This is a genomic window from Flavobacterium sp. CR10, from assembly GCF_055814415.1.
In genome coordinates, this window is the sequence record NZ_CP185985.1 from 309,138 (window position 1) to 325,856 (window position 16,719).

Sequence of the window (16,719 nt, forward strand, 5' to 3'; positions counted from 1 at the left end):
AGTTAAGATATTCAATGGCTTGAATTGAGATCCTTTAAACTTGTACTTTTTTGTTTTTTAGTTTGTCCCTTTGAATTTGTTCAATTGGCAAAATATCGGCAGACTTAAAAGTCAACGCTTGATAGACCGCCTGAAGATCACGAGTAAGTTTGCGTAAGCCCATTGGTTCTAATGAAGCAGCATGATCTGTACCTTTCCAAGTTCTGTCTAGGGTATAATGTCTTTCTATAATATTAGCTCCTAAAGTATATGCAGCTATATCTACAGCAATTCCTAAATGATGACCCGAAAAGCCTATATGCTTTACCAAATGACCATACTTTTGCTGTAAGATATTAATATCTAATAGGCAAACATCTTCAAAAGGAACTGGATAACCCGATGTACAGTTGTATAAAACTAAATCTTGGTTTCTTCCTTTTTTAGTAAAAAATTCAACCAAAACATCTGTTTCATCTTTAGTTGTCATTCCTGTTGAAATATGAATTTCTCCTGAATAATTTTCGCTTAGCCATTCCAACATTTCAAAATTATTGTTGCAAGCAGAAGGTATTTTAATAAAATCTGGATTTAATGATGCAATTTCTTTGGCCGAAGTTGTATCCCAAACCGATGTAGAATATATAATTCCGATTTCTTCACAATATGATTTTAGCTCTCTATGCTGTTCAACATCAAATTCTAAAAACTCTCTGTGCGCGCCATAAGTCTCTCCATACGAATTAGAAGCATTTGGATGCGGAGCATAATATTGTTCTTCTGTTAAAAGTTCCTTATTATTACGTTTCTGGAATTTAACTGCATCAGCATTTCCAAAAATTTTTGCAATTTTAATTAACTCCTTTGCTATTTGCATTTCTCCTTTATGGTTGCAACCTATTTCGGCTATCACATAAGGTTTTTTAAATTCTTTCATAACGTTTATTGTACTTTAATAAAATTTCACAGGTTTCTCGTATTGCTCCTGCTCCTGATTGGTGTGTTAAAACATAATCTACATTTGCTTTTACAATATCTGTTGCGTCAGCTGGCGCAAAAGACCATCCAACACTACAAATATTAGTCAAATCATTTACGTCATCGCCTACGTATGAAACGGCGCCAAAACTACTATTTCTCTCTGAAAGAAAATGCGATAAAAAGGAAAATTTATCTTTTATTCCCAAAAAAGTGTGTTTAATCTGCAATTTCTTCATTCTCTGTGCTACTAACTCAGAATTTTCTGAAGTCATGACAACAACCTCGACATTATTTTGCCTTAAAATTTCTAAGCCCATTCCGTCTCGCATATCAAACTTTTTAGCCATTTCGCCATTGGCATCATAATAAACGCATCCATCTGTAAAAACGCCATCTACATCCAAGACTAAATAATCAATGCGTTGATGCACTTTTTGTTTTTTCTGACGATCTGCTAAAAGTTTTTCAATAATATCCCAATCAGATAAACTGTCAATTTCCACAAGAGATTCTTCTGGCATTTTTACCAAACCAATAGAACCGCTTACTCTATTTTTTGAATTTAAGAAAGCGTCTTTCGTGGTAACATACACTGCCCCATTTTCAATCAACAATCCATCAAAATCTTGACGTCTTGGTCTATTAAAAACATCATAATTACTTGGAGTCCCATCTGAATTCCAGATAAAACGATGTGTATTGACAACAGTCAAAGCCGATTCTTTTTTATTGATAAGAATTTCGTTTAATGTTACATTAATATCCTGAGCTTTTGTCATTGGAGAAGTTGCCTGCAATAAACATAACAAATCAAAGTCATTTTTCACCATTGCTGAAAACTCAAGCATAGCACTTTCTGTTGATGATGTATCAGAAGCATTTTTATCATTTCTCAAAAGTGTCTTCACTTTTGGGGTCCAAAAATATTCTCTCTTGATATAATCTATAATATCCTGATCATCTGTAAAAACATAAACCTCATCTAATTCTGAGAAAACAGCTTCTGTTAAAACCCATGAAAAAAGAGGTCTTCCAAGCATTTTCTTTTTATTTTTTCCAGGAATCCCTTTTGAGTTTTTACGAAGTGGAATTATTGCAGTTTTTTTCATAAAATTTACTTTTTTAGTTAATCTCTTTTAATGAGAATTTAAAGTTTTTGATCACCTAAAGGTCAGTTATAAGCCTAGGAAATTTTTAATCTGGTCTTGATTTAATCCTTTATATTTAAAAATCAGACTACGTATTTTTTTATTTACAAAAATCTTTTTAAAAATTTTTTCAGAAAAAAAACATTCTAAATTTCCTTTTTTTAAAAATGGAATAGTATTATAGTCCATCGACATTTTGTTTGTTATTTGTAGATTGTCATAAACATCTTCCATCCAAGGTTCAAAAACATTTCCCATATGAAAGGCATAATTATCATAGGTGGCCAAACGATATCCCCCCATCTTCAGAACTGGTTCATCAAGATAAAGATGCTCACTATTACCACCCAACTGGTAAATACTATTAGTTTTTGGGGACTGATCAAAAACTTCTCGTTTATATGTAACTACAAAATGTGAACATCCTAGAACAGCAATCGTATTATTTTTAGCTTGAATTGTTCCTATAACATCTTTGAATTTCAAATCTAATCCTGGCCAACCGATACTTTTTGCAAATGCAGTTAGCCCCTCTGGATTTTTGACTGCTCTAAAATATAATTTATTTGAAAAAAAATTTCGTAACCATATATTACTTGTAAGCCTTAAATGTGTTCTAAAAACAGGTACAGGACTGACCGATCCAGCTTTAGGAAAAGCATTAAAAACTTCTAAAATCCCCTCTTCCCATCCATTAACAAATAATACATCCGCATCAGTAACAGTAATTAAACGTTCTTGCGCGGTTCTTAATGCTTTTAAGATACTATTTATCTTTCCTATAGACTCTTTTTCAATAATAAGCTCATCTATTAAACCTTCTGTAGCCATATCTAATAACTTATCGTTAATAGAACTGATGCATCCATTGCTTACTACTGAGATTTTTATTATTGAACTACTAGTCTTTTTTATAGATGAGATACATAATTTAAAAATTTTAAATGCATCTTTATAATATTCCTTTTCATGTGGTATATACAGAGGAATGATGATTCGATGCGAAGAATCACTTTTATTTATTAATCTATCTCTTGTAGGGTTTTCACTAATTCTCATTTAAAAAGGACAACTATCTAACAATTCTTTTCTTCTTAAGCTAACTACTTCTTTCTTGGGAAGTAAAACTTCTTTTTCAGACATTAGTAAATTCTTTATTTCTACATAGTTTAAATCATTTACGTTATAAACAAACTCATTCTTATATTGAATGCCTAAAGACTCAAAATAATCATAAAACTTTATATTATCTCCTGATAATTTATCTGAAAACTTAACCCAAATTGCAGGTATTTCATAAGCTTGAGAAACAATTATTCCGTGTAAAGATGATGATATTATTTGTTCACATTCCAATATTTCTAATGTTGTTGCTTCGAGATCGTTAGTTAGCAAATCTATTACTTTAATTCTTGAATCATTTTTATAAAATTCATTTACTTCATCAAAATCAACATAATGAGGAATTATTCCGACTTCAAATTTTTTCTCTGTTTTTTTATCAAAAAAAAGTGGCAGTAAAATAGCTGGATCCCCATAAATTTCTGGACATTCATGATTTAACTCCATAATTCTCTTGCGGGTGTATGGGCCTCTAACTGCTAAGAATTTTGCCTTTCTAATGTTTTCATTTTTTTTTATGATACCACTTCCCCAAACAATTGTGTTCCTACTTGCTGCGGTAATAATACTTCCTATTACACTATAGTTTTTAATCCAAAAATTGTAAAATCTAGAAGATGGATATTTAACTTTAAGAACAATTCCCTTTGAAATTTTCTTTACAATATATTTTGATAATAAATCTCCATAATTATCCTTCCCATCTTTTCTCTCTAATGAACACCAGTATAAAAAAATAATTCTCATTAATAATTAAACTTTTGAGGTTTGGTAATTTTAAATTTTATCATAAAAAAGAATCTCTTAACTATATAATAAATTTGAATAAACGAATTTTTAATAACGTTAAACAATGACATAACAAAACCTTTAACAACAGAAATCATATTGGGCTCGACATGCCAAATTTGATAATTTCCTAATATATCATTCTTAAATCTAAAGTACTCTTGTGCCAAAGTTCTCTTTATTTCATAATTAAAAACAACTGGTGCAAATTCTATATCGTAACCCGCTTTTAAAACTCTCAAAGTCCAATCTTTATCCTCAAAGGTTGGAACTTGCTCGTTAAAAGGAATAACTTCCCATACTTTACGGCTAAAAGCTGACCCAGAAAAAATTACCCCTGATTTATTAGGATCTGTTCTAGCATCAATTCCAAGTATATAATTTTTAAAATCGTTTGAAGAATGCAAACAACGTAAGCCTGCTAGATTTTTATTATTTTCAAACTTTTCTTTAATTACTTTAAAAAAATCTGGACTAACTGGATAAGAATGAGCACTAAAGATAACCACAATATTATTCGACGCAGACATGGCTGCCAAATTTGCGCTTCCGCCATAACTAAATTTTTCTATGGAAATAAATTTTGCATTAAATTGAGCTGTTATATCTTTACTTCTATCTGCAGATAAATTATCTAAAACAATAATCTCATCTATATCTTGAGAATAGCGTTCTTTTAAATTTCTTAATAAAAACCCTAATGCCTTTTCTTGATTTTTATTTCTAATTACTACACTGATCATCCTCTTTTTTTTATTTTAACATACAATTTGAAGAAAAAATTTCTTTTGATTTTTTCGTTGAATTCTTTTAAAATTAAATTTTCATTATAAGCCATGAGCGGATGAGGAAAGTATTTTTTGTACAAATCCTTATGTTTCTCAAATACATATTCATAAAGGCCACAATAAAATTCATTATCCTTCCAAAAAAAATTACTCATACTTCCTGAATTATGTTTTCTATAAAAAAACATATATTCAGGAATTTTATATACTTCACTTTCTTCATCCAAAATTCTTATCCAAAAATCCCAATCTTCAAAAGATTTCATGTTTTCATCATAACCTTCTACTTTCTCCCAAGATTCTTTTTTAAAGCACGAACAGCAAACAAAACAATTTCTAACTAACAACTTTTTATAAAAATAATTAGGAAGAGACATTTGATTTTTACTAGCTCCAAAAAATTGAACTTTAGAATAAACCAACTTTAAATTTTGATTTTTACCAAAAGAATTTATTATTTTTTCTAGATATGTTTTATGAATTTTATCATCTGAATCTAGTGGTAAAATATAAGTGCCTCTACTAATAGAAATACCTGCATTTCTGGCACTAGACAATCCGCCATTTTCTTTTTTCAAATATTTAAATCGACTATCTTTTTCACACCATTCCTGTGCTATTTTTTCGGTTTCATCAGGGCTACCGTCATTAACAATTATACATTCCCAATCTGTATAAGTTTGCCATAAAACTGTCTCTAGAGTTTCTGCCAAGAAATGAGCTTGCTTATAACAAGGCACAATTATCGAAATAGTCGGATTTGCCACTATTAAACTATTTTATATTTAGTGATATTTTTAATTTGTTTGTCAGACTATACATTCCAACTCTTTTTAGATTAAATAACCCTGTATTTAAAGAAAACTGTATTATAAAAATTAAGACCCTTTGTTTTATTGTATAATCTTTATTTCTTAAAAACGATCTGAAAAATTGGTTTGATTCTTTTTTATTTTGATCAAAATTTGGCACTATAAGTTGAATTAAAATTTTAGAACGAAACTTATTAAAATCAACTTTATAACTCTGCTCTTCAATCAAGTCAAAATGTATCTGAGAAAAAAGAAATAAAGAATTTATGACATTTTTTATAAAATTCGGGCTAATAACCTTCTGTTTATCATCTCTATAGTAAGTATCAATCCCATAATATCTATGTACTTTTATTTGATCTGTCTGCGAAAGCACTTTGATATTAAAACTTAAATCTTGAAATCGTTTTAAATTTTCATCAAACTTACAATTCCTAATACTACTTTTTTTATATAAGCATGCCATAATTGGCCATGGAATTGTATAGCTTAAAAACATTTTTAAATAGTTTTCGCTACTATTATTTTCAGGATCTTTATTAATTGAAAAAGTATGTTTAATATTTTCTATAAGCAAGGAGGCATCTCTTATTAACAAATCTATAGACGGATGTGCTTTTATTGTATTTAATCTTTCTTCTAAACAAAAAGATTCACAAATATCATCTGAATCTAAAAACATTATATATTCTCCTTTACTCCTCTCAAGTCCAAAATTCCTGCAAGCATTTGCTCCCTTTAAACGATCATCTGGACGGCGGTAAAACTTGAAACGATTATCGTCTTTTAAATATTTATTTATTATGTTTTCTGTATCGTCATTTGAACCATCATCGACAATAATGCATTCCCAATTTTGATAAGTTTGGTTTAGCATACTATCTAGCGTCTCACTAATAATGTGTGCACGATTATAGGTTGGAATTATTACAGAAACTTTAGGCTCATTCATGAGATTTATATTTTCTTTTCGAAACTGGTCAATTCTTTTGAGACTGCTTTTCTAATAACTTATTTTTTTATTTTGAATCTGATACTATTTAATTCTTCACTGACCTCGTACAAGTAAGGAAAAGTATGATAAAAAGAAATAATATGAAGCAACAGTAAATCATTAATTTCTTTTAAAGTATAATATTTAGGAACTTTTTTGCCTAGAATTTTCTTTAGTTTATATTTCAGAGAATTCTGAAAAGGATCTTCCATAAAACTAATGTTTAAAATATCGTCTTCAAAATTCGGTAATTCACAAAACAGAAAGTGGCTGACAACCTCTTTTTTATTAAGCATTATTTTTTCTTGCTTGTCCTTTTTTAAAATCTCAAAATCATTTTTACAAATACCAGCTCCCCAGTTTATATTATTAATTTGTGCTCCCTTATTTTTGGTATTTGCTAACAGTTTTTGATGATTTATTTTTATAATATCTGTCAGTTGCAGATCTTTTGTAAGCACTTTTTTTTCTTCTTTTCTATAGCTGGTATGCCATTGATGGAGCATTAAAATATCTTGTGAATAAAAAATACTTTCAACCCCATTTTTTTCTAATCGATTATGAATATCGATATCTTCAGCTCCCCAAAAATGCAAAAACTCATCATATCCTCTTACTTCTTTCAAACTATTAAGATGAAACAATGATAATCCTTGCGCGCCAACTCCACTGCTAAAATCAATTTCAAAATCTTGAAATTTCTTATCAGATTCTGATTCTTTTTCATTCAAAAAACCAACTTTAAAATAATAGCCTTTAAGTGGATTTTTTAATTCATGGAGTTTGCAAACAAAATTTGGACTAAAAATCATATCAACATCAGCTGTAAATATGTACTCTGTGGTAGCATTTTTTAGTCCGATGTTAATTGCTTTAGCTCTTGACCAAGGCTGAAATTCTGAATAATTATAAATGTATTTTACAAATTTATAATTAGCTACTAAGTCTTTAATATTGGATGCTGATACTGAATTTGAGCCATAGTCTACAAAAACAACTTCAAAGTTAGAATTTGTCTGGCTTTTCAGCGAATCTACAGAACGTTTAACTCGCTCAGGCTCTCTATCTCTATATGGATAAATTATTGTTATCATAAATTATACTCTCAAATTATTGTCAATGTAATGTATAATTCCCGTGCTTTCATTTTTAAATTTCTTGCAAAAAACGCACAATTATCTCCATATTCATTTTGAACAATACTTTCCTCAAAAACTTTACGATGTTTATCTGAAATAAAAGCTGGTCCTGGAGTTACTGACCAATCAACATAGGTTAAGTTTCCCTTTAAATTTTTAATATTCGAATTTCCAATAATTGTTGGTATTAAAATTTCTTCACTGCAAAAAGAGTTTTTAAAAAATCTCTCATACTCTGGATTTGATTTTAAAAAATCGAGAATATAGTTAACTGTTGAATGTGTTAGAATCCAACAAGTTGGACCAAAAAAAAATCCTCTCAAATGGGTATTCCTTTTTAGGAAAATAAAAACTAATTTTTTTCTCCAAACGCAACAAGATTTTAATCAAAATTGGTTTATTGGGCTTTCTACGATAAAACAGATCAAAATAAAAATTGGTTATCCATTTTTTTTTAAATTCAGCAGGAAATCCTTCTTTTATGCTTATAAATTCTCCGCCCTCACTTAATAATGAATACAGAAAATCATTTTTCTTTATTGGGTAATCACTTCCACTAATTAAAGCATAATAATCGCAACTGTATTTAAGTGCCTCTATCATTAAATTAAGAATTGTTTTTTGATGCGACCAGCCTCCCCACCAAACTTTGTGTCTTTTGATAAACTTAATATTTTTAAATTCATCCAAATCTACTGGCATTACAGATTTCTTATCAATATGAACAAAAAAATAAACCTTGGCATCATTTAAAGCTGTTATTAATCTTTTTAAATGTTCATAATCATGATAGGCTGTTATGAGATAAGCTACTTTAATTTTATTTTGCATTAATTCTGATGTTATAAAGGCCATAATCTGAAAATCGTCTTTAAATTTAAAAATAGAATTATCAGGATGTGCTTTTTTGATCTTATCAAATTTTTAATTTCTCTCAATTTGATAAAATTATATTTCTGAAGCAGTTTTATTTACTAAATCATCAAATTTAGCAGCTACATTAACCGGAAAAAAAGGTTCTAAATTTATCGCATTAATTTTATGATTCTTTTTCTCTAACCGATCAATTCCATCCCTTAAAGCTTTTTTTACTGACTTAGTTGAGTAAGGATTGAATATTGGAAAGTCAAATATTTCTAAGTGCTCTTTTATATTTCCTTGATCTGGTCCAATAATTATTTTGTCATAAGTAAGTCCCAAAAAAACATTTCCTGAATTTAAAATCTCTATTCTGGGAATAAATACGATATCTGACGCTGACATCATTAATGCTAATTCTTCATGACTCTTAAAACGATAATCAAAAAAATATCTTGGATTAGGTTTTTTAAAAAAAAATGGTCTATTAAATATTTTTTTTAATTTATAATACCCTGGAAGTTTACCCCAAATATTTTTCTTGTACATATTTGGAACTATTAAGATTTTTTTTCTCTTTCTAATTGCTCCAAAAGCTTTCAAAATCATTTTTTTTTCAGCTTTATTTCTAATTTTTCCTGGAGCGATAATTACTAAAGCATCACTTTTAATCTTTAATAAGTTTCTTGCTTCGTTTTTATTGAATATTGAAAATGAATTGCTGTATAAAGGATGCCTTATAACACAATGAGAGGCACTTTTAAATTGTTTTTGAAACATTTGTTTACTATACTCCCCTAAATGAATAAAAACATCTGCATTCTCGGCAATCAGTTTATACAATCTTTTATGATTTAAATTGTACTCTACGTGGGGCTTAAGATTGTGAACTGTATAAATAATTTTCGAATGCTTTTTCCAATCTAAAAGAGCTATCTCGAAATTATTTAAATCTTCAACTGAAAATAATTTCCAGTTAAAAATGCTCTCAGGCCAATGAATATTAACAATCTTAAATGAAGAATTATAATTTTTATAGTGATCAAATACAAATTCTGATTTGCTGTATTTAATTATCTCATCAAAATAATTGTTTGCATCTTTTGGAAATGGTAAAAAAATTTTCATTTTTTATAATCAAAAATAAATCTTTCAACTTCTTTCTTCAATTGATTAACCTTCTCTTTAAAAACATCATTTGAAGATAAATAAAATTTTCCTTTGGAATTAACTTTTTTTAGTAATTCCAAAAACTGAATTATTCCAGAAACAAAACTTGCAATTCTTGAATTTTTAAATAGCTTATCATTAACTTCTAATGTTTCCATTTCTTCAAAAATTTCCATTGAATAAAGCCAATCACACCATTTAATTTCAGATATTAGAAGACTTTCATATCCATGTTTCCCTAATTTTAATCTTTTCCAAGGAACTCTTAAGATATCTGCAATTATTGCTCCATGCATAGCACCAGCAATAATTTTTTTGCTAGCACCTATTTCTTCAAGTATATTTTCAATTGTATCGTTAGGTAAAATAACATGTATACCTGTTAACTTTTCAAACAATTTCCAATTTATAATTTTAATATGTCTAAAGTAAGGAACAATTGAACAATTATATTTTTTTTTCTGATTACTATCATTTCTTTCTAGTAGAGCTAAACAATAAGCACTATCTGTAATATAAGGCACATTGTTTATGCATTTAGAAGAGATTGGGCCTCTAACAAATCTTATATCAATATTTTCATTACAAACAAACTGAAAACCCCGAATACCTGATCCAAAAATTACCTTTTTTTGATTTCCGTTATTTAATCTTTCATCTAATATAGAACCAATTCCAACAAAATCTACATTATTATCGTAAGATTCAAAATTCCCTAAAAGCTTTTCCCAAATCCATGGATTTAAATCGTCGCCAAAATTTCCAGTTTGTGCCTTAAAGTAGATTAAATTCATGAGAGTTTATTTTGGACAACAAAAATGCCTTTTTTCAATTGATTTGAATAATAAAACTGATCCCAAATTTCCGTCTTTAAAAGTTCTTCTAGCTTAGGATTATCTTTTTGAACGAGAACTTCTGCTCCACACTCTCGTGCTTCAAGAACGGCTCTTTCACCTCCACCATTTATTTCTGCTGGAATGTAGACCAATTTCGTTTGATTTAAAATCATTGATAGTTTTTCTTGGGAGACATAATCTAAGACCGTAACCGATTCTTTTTCTAACTCATCAATAATCTGTCGGGAATCTTGTTCATTCGTATTTCCTATTACTAATTTATTATGCCCTGGTATTTTTAGAATTTCATTATGTCTTTTATATGCTGTTAAAGCCCCTATACTTACTACATCATATATTTTATCCAAATTTTTATTATGAAACACTTCAGAATTGATTCCAAAAGCGTGGTAAACATATGGATGCGTACTAATAAATTTTTTATACCAATTTGTTTCATACCACAAAATATCATAAAAAAGCATCCAATCTCTTTGTATATTATTTTTTGAGCATGATATCATAATACCTCTTGGTGTATTTAAACCTTCAAGCGATCGAATGTAACGATCAACAATCCAATTCCAACAACTTTTGACAATTAAAAAATCAAAGACATTTAAATCCCTTGCTGTTGGGCTTTGATCTGCAAGATTAATCCAAGTAACATTAAATTCATCTTCAAGCAGTTTTACCGCACTTGTAAAACCATCACTCCAATTATTATACTTTTCTGTATTGGTCTTCGGAATATAATAAATAACAGCTAATGTAGAAATTTTTTTTATCTGATAATTTCTAATCCTCTTCTGAATTTTCATTTTTTGAATAAATTGAAGAATCTTCTCTTTAACTAACATTCCATTCAGCAGGATAAAATATTAAACTTTTCGATGATTTTTCTTTTGTAATAAAATTAAAATCTGGATTTGGTTTGGAAGGAAAAATTTCAAATTCCAAAAATTTTTCATGAAAATCAAGTGATTCTTTACCATCAAGTACACTCATTGAAATGGTGTAAACTCCATCTAATAAATACAAATTATGAGTTTTAATTTCTATGATCATATTATCACCCTTATTTTTAGGCAAAGATTCTTCTATGTAGTCATTACTTCTCCAAGTTATAATATTTACATTTGATAAATCGCTTAATCTCAAGCTAAATATGGGATTTCTTATTTCTGATTTTATATTTATTGAAATTCTAAAAATGATTTGTTCCCCTGAAGAAAACTGAGTCATTAATTCTCGTTTATCATTTAAAATTTCAAAATAGTTTATTTTAGCTTTATACAATTCAGGTAATGTAAATTCTTTAAACGGAGTAAGTTGAACTTTAGAAGACAAATAAAAATTAATTCCTTTCTCAACATTTCCTTCAAATTCAATCCCTCCTCGATTCATTACTATAATTTTAGTACATAATTCTTGCACAGCTGCCATGTTATGACTAACAAACAAAACAGTTCTTCCCTCTCCTTTTGCAATTTCCTGCATTTTTCCAACTGCTTTCTTTTGAAATTCTGCATCACCAACAGCGAGAACTTCATCTACAATTAGAATTTCAGGTTCCAAAAAAGCAGCAACAGCAAACGCTAATCGAACTGTCATTCCAGAACTATATCTTTTTACCGGAGTGTCAATATAACGTTCACATCCTGAGAATTCAATAATTTCATCAAGTTTTGAAGTAATTTCTTTTTTGGTCATTCCTAAAATGGCTCCATTTAGAAATATATTTTCTCGACCAGTCATTTCTCCATTAAACCCCGTGCCAACTTCTAATAGAGAAGCGATACGTCCTCGAGATTTTATACTACCTGTAGTTGGTGCGGTAACTTTTGAAAGAATTTTTAAAAGCGTAGACTTTCCAGCTCCATTCTTTCCAATAATTCCTAAAACTTCGCCTCTTTCAACTTCAAAGTTAATATGTTGTAAAGCCCAAACATAATCAGAAGTTCCTTTTGTAGAGCGATCGTTTGTATCACCAATTTTTAAATATGGATTTTCTTTTCCTCGAATTTTATGCCACCATCTATTTAAATCGTGACTTAAAGTACCTGTCCCAACTTGACCTAAACGATATTGTTTAGAAATATTTTCAGCTTTTAATATGATGTCTTTCATTTATACAGTATCTATAAAGCTTTTTTCTGTTCTATTAAAAACCAATAATCCAATAAAGAAAACTGCAATTGTAACTGTTATTGAATATATTAAACCTAAAGTTGATATGCTTCCAATGTTTAAAAGCATATAACGAGAAGTTTCTATAACATAAGCCAATGGGTTGTATTCTACAATCCAACCAAATTTTGGAAGTTTTTCTTTTATTAATTCCATCGGATACATTACTGCGGATATATACATTAATAGTTGTACTCCAAAACCAACTAAATTATTTAAATCTCTATATTTTGTGACCATTGAAGAAATCATCATACCTAAACCTAGTCCCAAAATCCCCATAAATGCAATTAAGATTGGAAAAAACAAGATTGATAAATTTAGATTTAGATCTGCTCCTTGGAAATAAAAGAAAATGTAAAAGAAAATAAATATGCCAAATTGAATTCCAAATTTTATTAAATTCGAAATCACTATTGATAAAGGAGTAATAATTCTAGGAAAATATACTTTTCCGAATATGCTAGCGTTCGATTTAAAAGTATCTGAAGTCCCATTCAAACAAGCGGTAAAATAATTCCAGACCATTATCCCTGCAAGATTAAATAAGAATGGAGGAATAGATCCTGTCTTGATCCCTGCAACATTATTAAAAATAATCGTAAAAGTAATAGAAGTAAATAAAGGCTGTATTAAATACCATAGGGGACCTAAAACAGTTTGCTTATAAACTGTAATAATATCTCTCTTAACAAAAAGCATTAGTAAATCTCGATACTGCCAAATTTCTTTAAAATTGAGCGAGAAAAATTTATTCTTGGGCGTTATCTCAAACAACCAGTCATTTGTATTTTTAGAATCCATTTAAAAGGGGCATAAAAATCTTAATTTAAAAATTTTAACAAGATTTTTAACATTTTAAAATTTGTTTAAAAATGTCAAAAGGCGTTTAAAAAAAACACCTCTTGACTATATTTGAATTTATTTTCGTTTGATCTTATTTATCTAGAACTTCAAAGGTTGAATTCATACTTTTGAATTCTGGAACTATCTTTTTCATCTTTGCAACAATATCATCATTTTCGTAAAAATCAGCAATTCCTATTAATTCATCAACGTCATTATGGAGAGTTTCATATTCGTCTTGAATTTCTTGTGCAATCATAATCTTATTATGATATGTTGGAAGAGTTTTAGAGGTATCATTTAATAATTCTTCGTAAAGTTTTTCTCCGGGTCTTAAACCAACAATTTTAATTTTAATTTCTTTGTCAGGAATGAAACCGGCTAATTTGATCATTTTTCTAGCTAAATCAATAATTCTAACTGGTTTTCCCATGTCAAAAATATAAATTTCACCACCATTACCCATAGCTCCAGCTTCCAATACAAGCTGGCAAGCTTCAGGAATTGTCATAAAATAACGTATAATATCCTGATGTGTAATTGTTACTGGCCCACCTTCTGAAATTTGTTTCGTAAATAATGGAACAACAGATCCATTTGAACCTAAAACATTTCCGAAACGAGTAGTAATAAATTTTGTACCCCCTTCAACATTTTCTGTTTGATTTTTTAAGAATAAAGACTGTACATATTTTTCTGCAATACGTTTACTAGCCCCCATTACATTACTTGGGTTAACAGCTTTATCTGTAGAAACCATTACAAATTTCTTAACCTTGTATTTACAAGATAAATCGGCAAGGTTTTTAGTCCCTTTAATATTAGTTTGAATTGCCTGAGAAGGATTTTCCTCCATCAAAGGCACATGCTTATAAGCCGCTGCATGAAAAACAACATGTGGATTGTAATTTTTAAAAACTTTTTCCAAAGCTTTCTTGCTCCTTACATCCGCAATTACTGCTACAATCTTTGTACTGAAATTCATTGCCTGAGTTTCTAGACACAAATTGTGTAATGGCGTCTCTGCATGGTCCAAAATTATTACATTTCTTGGATTGAAATTCAAAACCTGCCTTACAATTTCACTTCCAATTGATCCCGCCGCTCCAGTAATTAAAATCGTTTTGTCCTTTAATTGTTTAGAAATTGATTTACTATCTAGAACTATCGGTTTTCTCTCAAGTAAATCTTCAATTTGAATATTTTTTACTTTTTGGGAGATTTCTTTTTGATTTTCCCAATCTGATATAAGTGGAACAGTATATACTCTATAATTAAATTCTAAACATTGATCAACAATAATAAGCTGTTCGTCTTTTGTTAAGCTTTTATCTGCAATAATTACACCTTCAGCAGCAACCGAACGCATTAAAGCGGGAAGTTTTTTTCTTAAAATTAATATTGGCAGATCTAACATGCGTTTAGATGCATTCTGATTATTCTTATCAACAAAGCCAACAATTTTAAATCGAGACGGTGTTTCGAATTTTAAAGCATTTGCGACAGAAATCGCATTTGCATCTGTACCATAAATTACAGTTCTTATTAACTTGCTGGTAGCTTTTTCTGAAAAATACATTTCAAAAGTTTGTTTTACCACCACACGATATAAGAATAGTCCGCAGAATGACAAAACTAAGTTGATAAAAAGTGCAGTATTCAAAAAGGCTTTATGTCCCGTGTATAATTCAAATACTAAATTTATAAATAAGAAAAATACGAGCACAGACATCTGTGAAAACAACAATTTTATTGCATCTATATAGGAAGAGTGTCTAATAATCCCTGAATAAGTTCTGAAAAGCCAGAAAAAGAACACATTCACAATAATTAATCCTGCAACAAAGTAAAAATTATGCGATGTTATGAGATATCCTATTGCTGTCCCTTCAAAAAGCAAATAGGTAAGACAAAAAGAAAAAACCAAAACCATTACATCTATTCCAACAATAATCCATCTAGGCAGGTAGCTAAGATTATTTATGTTAGCCCGAAGATTTCTTGGTGAAAAAGTATTATACAACAATGAGGTTATGCTATTTGGTTTATCTGTATTCAATTGAACTTTTTTTAATGCCTGTATTCTGACTTTTATACAAAAATACAAATTAAACGTTTTAAACAATTAGTTAAAGATACAAATTAAATTTTAACACTTTTTCTCTTTTGTTTTAAAAAATCAATCAGATATAATCCGTAACCAGATTTCAACAATGGCTGGGCCAATTTTTCAAGCTGTTCATCATTAATAAAACCTTGTCTCCATGCAATTTCTTCGATACAGCCAACCTTTAGACCTTGCCTTTCTTCAATAACCTGAACAAATTGTCCGGCTTGCATTAAGCTATTAAATGTTCCTGTGTCTAGCCATGCAGTTCCTCTACTTAATATCCCAACTTTTAACTGTCCTTTTTCCAGATAAACTTTATTAACATCTGTTATTTCATATTCACCACGAGCACTTGGTTTAATATTTTTAGCAATTTCTACTACAGAATTATCATAGAAATAAAGGCCAGGAACAGCATAATTAGATTTTGGCTCCACAGGTTTTTCTTCTATTGAAATTGCATTTTTGTTTTCGTCAAATTCTACAACTCCATATCTTTCAGGATCTGCAACGTGATAAGCAAATACAACTCCTCCATCTGGATTAGCATTATCTTTTAAAAGTTGCTGCATATTTGTTCCGAAAAAGATATTGTCTCCTAATACTAGGGCTACTTTATCTTTTCCTATAAAATCTTCTCCAATTACGAAAGCCTGAGCCAAACCATTTGGATCTGGTTGTTCTGCATAACTAAATTTACATCCTATTGTACTTCCATCTCCTAAAAGCTTCTTGAAATGAGGTAAATCATGAGGTGTTGAAATAATCAAAATTTCATTAATACCAGCCATCATAAGTGTTGACAGCGGATAGTATATCATAGGTTTATCATATACTGGCATTAACTGTTTACTTACCGCTAAAGTTAATGGATGTAATCTTGTGCCAGAACCTCCTGCTAATATAATACCTTTCATAAATTTTAATTTTAGTTTCTAAAAATCAGAATTTTAACAA

The 16,719-nt window shown here is 29.3% G+C and carries 17 protein-coding genes; all 17 read right to left on the reverse strand.

What is annotated here, in order from left to right:
- Nucleotides 1-34 precede the first annotated feature (34 nt).
- The 17 genes from ACNRYB_RS01450 to rfbA all read right to left on the reverse strand — a co-directional run bounded on the left by ACNRYB_RS01450 (nucleotide 35) and on the right by rfbA (nucleotide 16,679).
- Complete coding sequence (locus ACNRYB_RS01450; protein WP_473729045.1) at nucleotides 35-916, reverse strand: N-acetylneuraminate synthase family protein; 882 nt, start codon at nucleotides 914-916, stop codon at nucleotides 35-37.
- Nucleotides 903-2,069, reverse strand: coding sequence for a cytidylyltransferase domain-containing protein (locus ACNRYB_RS01455; protein WP_473729046.1), 1,167 nt, complete (start codon nucleotides 2,067-2,069; stop codon nucleotides 903-905). Before ACNRYB_RS01455 ends, ACNRYB_RS01450 begins: the two co-directional genes overlap by 14 nt.
- A 66-nt stretch (nucleotides 2,070-2,135) precedes the next feature.
- Nucleotides 2,136-3,167: a glycosyltransferase family 2 protein gene (locus ACNRYB_RS01460; protein WP_473729047.1), complete on the reverse strand. Its 1,032-nt coding sequence runs from the start codon at nucleotides 3,165-3,167 to the stop codon at nucleotides 2,136-2,138.
- On the reverse strand, nucleotides 3,168-3,977 hold the full coding sequence (locus tag ACNRYB_RS01465; protein WP_473729048.1) for a polysaccharide pyruvyl transferase family protein: 810 nt from the start codon (nucleotides 3,975-3,977) through the stop codon (nucleotides 3,168-3,170). It lies immediately after the preceding gene.
- Nucleotides 3,977-4,762, reverse strand: coding sequence for a glycosyltransferase family 2 protein (locus ACNRYB_RS01470; protein ID WP_473729049.1), 786 nt, complete (start codon nucleotides 4,760-4,762; stop codon nucleotides 3,977-3,979). The genes ACNRYB_RS01465 and ACNRYB_RS01470 overlap by 1 nt, the downstream gene beginning before the upstream one ends.
- Nucleotides 4,759-5,574: a glycosyltransferase family 2 protein gene (locus ACNRYB_RS01475; RefSeq protein WP_473729050.1), complete on the reverse strand. Its 816-nt coding sequence runs from the start codon at nucleotides 5,572-5,574 to the stop codon at nucleotides 4,759-4,761. Before ACNRYB_RS01475 ends, ACNRYB_RS01470 begins: the two co-directional genes overlap by 4 nt.
- A 7-nt stretch (nucleotides 5,575-5,581) precedes the next feature.
- Entirely contained in the window at nucleotides 5,582-6,571 is a 990-nt protein-coding gene (locus ACNRYB_RS01480; protein WP_473729051.1) for a glycosyltransferase family 2 protein, read from the reverse strand.
- Nucleotides 6,572-6,630: 59 nt separating this feature from the next.
- The gene (locus tag ACNRYB_RS01485) at nucleotides 6,631-7,707 is read right to left on the reverse strand and encodes a glycosyltransferase family 2 protein (protein ID WP_473729052.1); all 1,077 of its coding nucleotides are present in this window, start codon (nucleotides 7,705-7,707) and stop codon (nucleotides 6,631-6,633) included.
- 11 nt (nucleotides 7,708-7,718) lie between these two features.
- Nucleotides 7,719-8,075, reverse strand: coding sequence for a beta-1,6-N-acetylglucosaminyltransferase (locus ACNRYB_RS01490; protein ID WP_473729053.1), 357 nt, complete (start codon nucleotides 8,073-8,075; stop codon nucleotides 7,719-7,721).
- Nucleotides 8,020-8,583, reverse strand: coding sequence for a beta-1,6-N-acetylglucosaminyltransferase (locus tag ACNRYB_RS01495; protein WP_473729054.1), 564 nt, complete (start codon nucleotides 8,581-8,583; stop codon nucleotides 8,020-8,022). Before ACNRYB_RS01495 ends, ACNRYB_RS01490 begins: the two co-directional genes overlap by 56 nt.
- A 117-nt stretch (nucleotides 8,584-8,700) precedes the next feature.
- Nucleotides 8,701-9,738, reverse strand: a complete 1,038-nt coding sequence (locus tag ACNRYB_RS01500) for a glycosyltransferase family protein (protein ID WP_473729055.1) — start codon at nucleotides 9,736-9,738, stop codon at nucleotides 8,701-8,703.
- A complete protein-coding gene (locus ACNRYB_RS01505; RefSeq protein ID WP_473729056.1) occupies nucleotides 9,735-10,574 on the reverse strand; it encodes a polysaccharide pyruvyl transferase family protein in 840 nt (279 codons plus the stop codon). The genes ACNRYB_RS01500 and ACNRYB_RS01505 overlap by 4 nt, the downstream gene beginning before the upstream one ends.
- The gene (locus ACNRYB_RS01510; protein WP_473729057.1) at nucleotides 10,571-11,437 is read right to left on the reverse strand and encodes a glycosyltransferase family protein; all 867 of its coding nucleotides are present in this window, start codon (nucleotides 11,435-11,437) and stop codon (nucleotides 10,571-10,573) included. The genes ACNRYB_RS01505 and ACNRYB_RS01510 overlap by 4 nt, the downstream gene beginning before the upstream one ends.
- Before the next feature lie 28 nt (nucleotides 11,438-11,465).
- Complete coding sequence (locus tag ACNRYB_RS01515; protein WP_473729058.1) at nucleotides 11,466-12,746, reverse strand: ABC transporter ATP-binding protein; 1,281 nt, start codon at nucleotides 12,744-12,746, stop codon at nucleotides 11,466-11,468.
- Nucleotides 12,747-13,610, reverse strand: a complete 864-nt coding sequence (locus ACNRYB_RS01520; RefSeq protein WP_473729059.1) for an ABC transporter permease — start codon at nucleotides 13,608-13,610, stop codon at nucleotides 12,747-12,749.
- 133 nt (nucleotides 13,611-13,743) lie between these two features.
- Complete coding sequence (locus ACNRYB_RS01525) at nucleotides 13,744-15,687, reverse strand: polysaccharide biosynthesis protein (RefSeq protein WP_410501068.1); 1,944 nt, start codon at nucleotides 15,685-15,687, stop codon at nucleotides 13,744-13,746.
- Between the two features lie 107 nt (nucleotides 15,688-15,794).
- A complete protein-coding gene (gene rfbA / locus ACNRYB_RS01530; protein ID WP_129747928.1) occupies nucleotides 15,795-16,679 on the reverse strand; it encodes a glucose-1-phosphate thymidylyltransferase RfbA in 885 nt (294 codons plus the stop codon).
- Nucleotides 16,680-16,719: the final 40 nt, after the last annotated feature.

What these genes read in the sequence shown, in the direction of transcription:
- ACNRYB_RS01450 (WP_473729045.1), bottom strand. Translation starts at nt 916, where the DNA reads ATGAAAGAATTTAAAAAACCTTATGTGATAGCCGAAATAGGTTGCAAC.
- ACNRYB_RS01455 (WP_473729046.1), bottom strand. Translation starts at nt 2,069, where the DNA reads ATGAAAAAAACTGCAATAATTCCACTTCGTAAAAACTCAAAAGGGATT.
- ACNRYB_RS01460 (WP_473729047.1), bottom strand. Translation starts at nt 3,167, where the DNA reads ATGAGAATTAGTGAAAACCCTACAAGAGATAGATTAATAAATAAAAGT.
- ACNRYB_RS01465 (WP_473729048.1), bottom strand. Translation starts at nt 3,977, where the DNA reads ATGAGAATTATTTTTTTATACTGGTGTTCATTAGAGAGAAAAGATGGG.
- ACNRYB_RS01470 (WP_473729049.1), bottom strand. Translation starts at nt 4,762, where the DNA reads ATGATCAGTGTAGTAATTAGAAATAAAAATCAAGAAAAGGCATTAGGG.
- ACNRYB_RS01480 (WP_473729051.1), bottom strand. Translation starts at nt 6,571, where the DNA reads ATGAATGAGCCTAAAGTTTCTGTAATAATTCCAACCTATAATCGTGCA.
- ACNRYB_RS01485 (WP_473729052.1), bottom strand. Translation starts at nt 7,707, where the DNA reads ATGATAACAATAATTTATCCATATAGAGATAGAGAGCCTGAGCGAGTT.
- ACNRYB_RS01495 (WP_473729054.1), bottom strand. Translation starts at nt 8,583, where the DNA reads ATGCAAAATAAAATTAAAGTAGCTTATCTCATAACAGCCTATCATGAT.
- ACNRYB_RS01500 (WP_473729055.1), bottom strand. Translation starts at nt 9,738, where the DNA reads ATGAAAATTTTTTTACCATTTCCAAAAGATGCAAACAATTATTTTGAT.
- ACNRYB_RS01505 (WP_473729056.1), bottom strand. Translation starts at nt 10,574, where the DNA reads ATGAATTTAATCTACTTTAAGGCACAAACTGGAAATTTTGGCGACGAT.
- ACNRYB_RS01510 (WP_473729057.1), bottom strand. Translation starts at nt 11,437, where the DNA reads ATGAAAATTCAGAAGAGGATTAGAAATTATCAGATAAAAAAAATTTCT.
- ACNRYB_RS01515 (WP_473729058.1), bottom strand. Translation starts at nt 12,746, where the DNA reads ATGAAAGACATCATATTAAAAGCTGAAAATATTTCTAAACAATATCGT.
- ACNRYB_RS01520 (WP_473729059.1), bottom strand. Translation starts at nt 13,610, where the DNA reads ATGGATTCTAAAAATACAAATGACTGGTTGTTTGAGATAACGCCCAAG.
- rfbA (WP_129747928.1), bottom strand. Translation starts at nt 16,679, where the DNA reads ATGAAAGGTATTATATTAGCAGGAGGTTCTGGCACAAGATTACATCCA.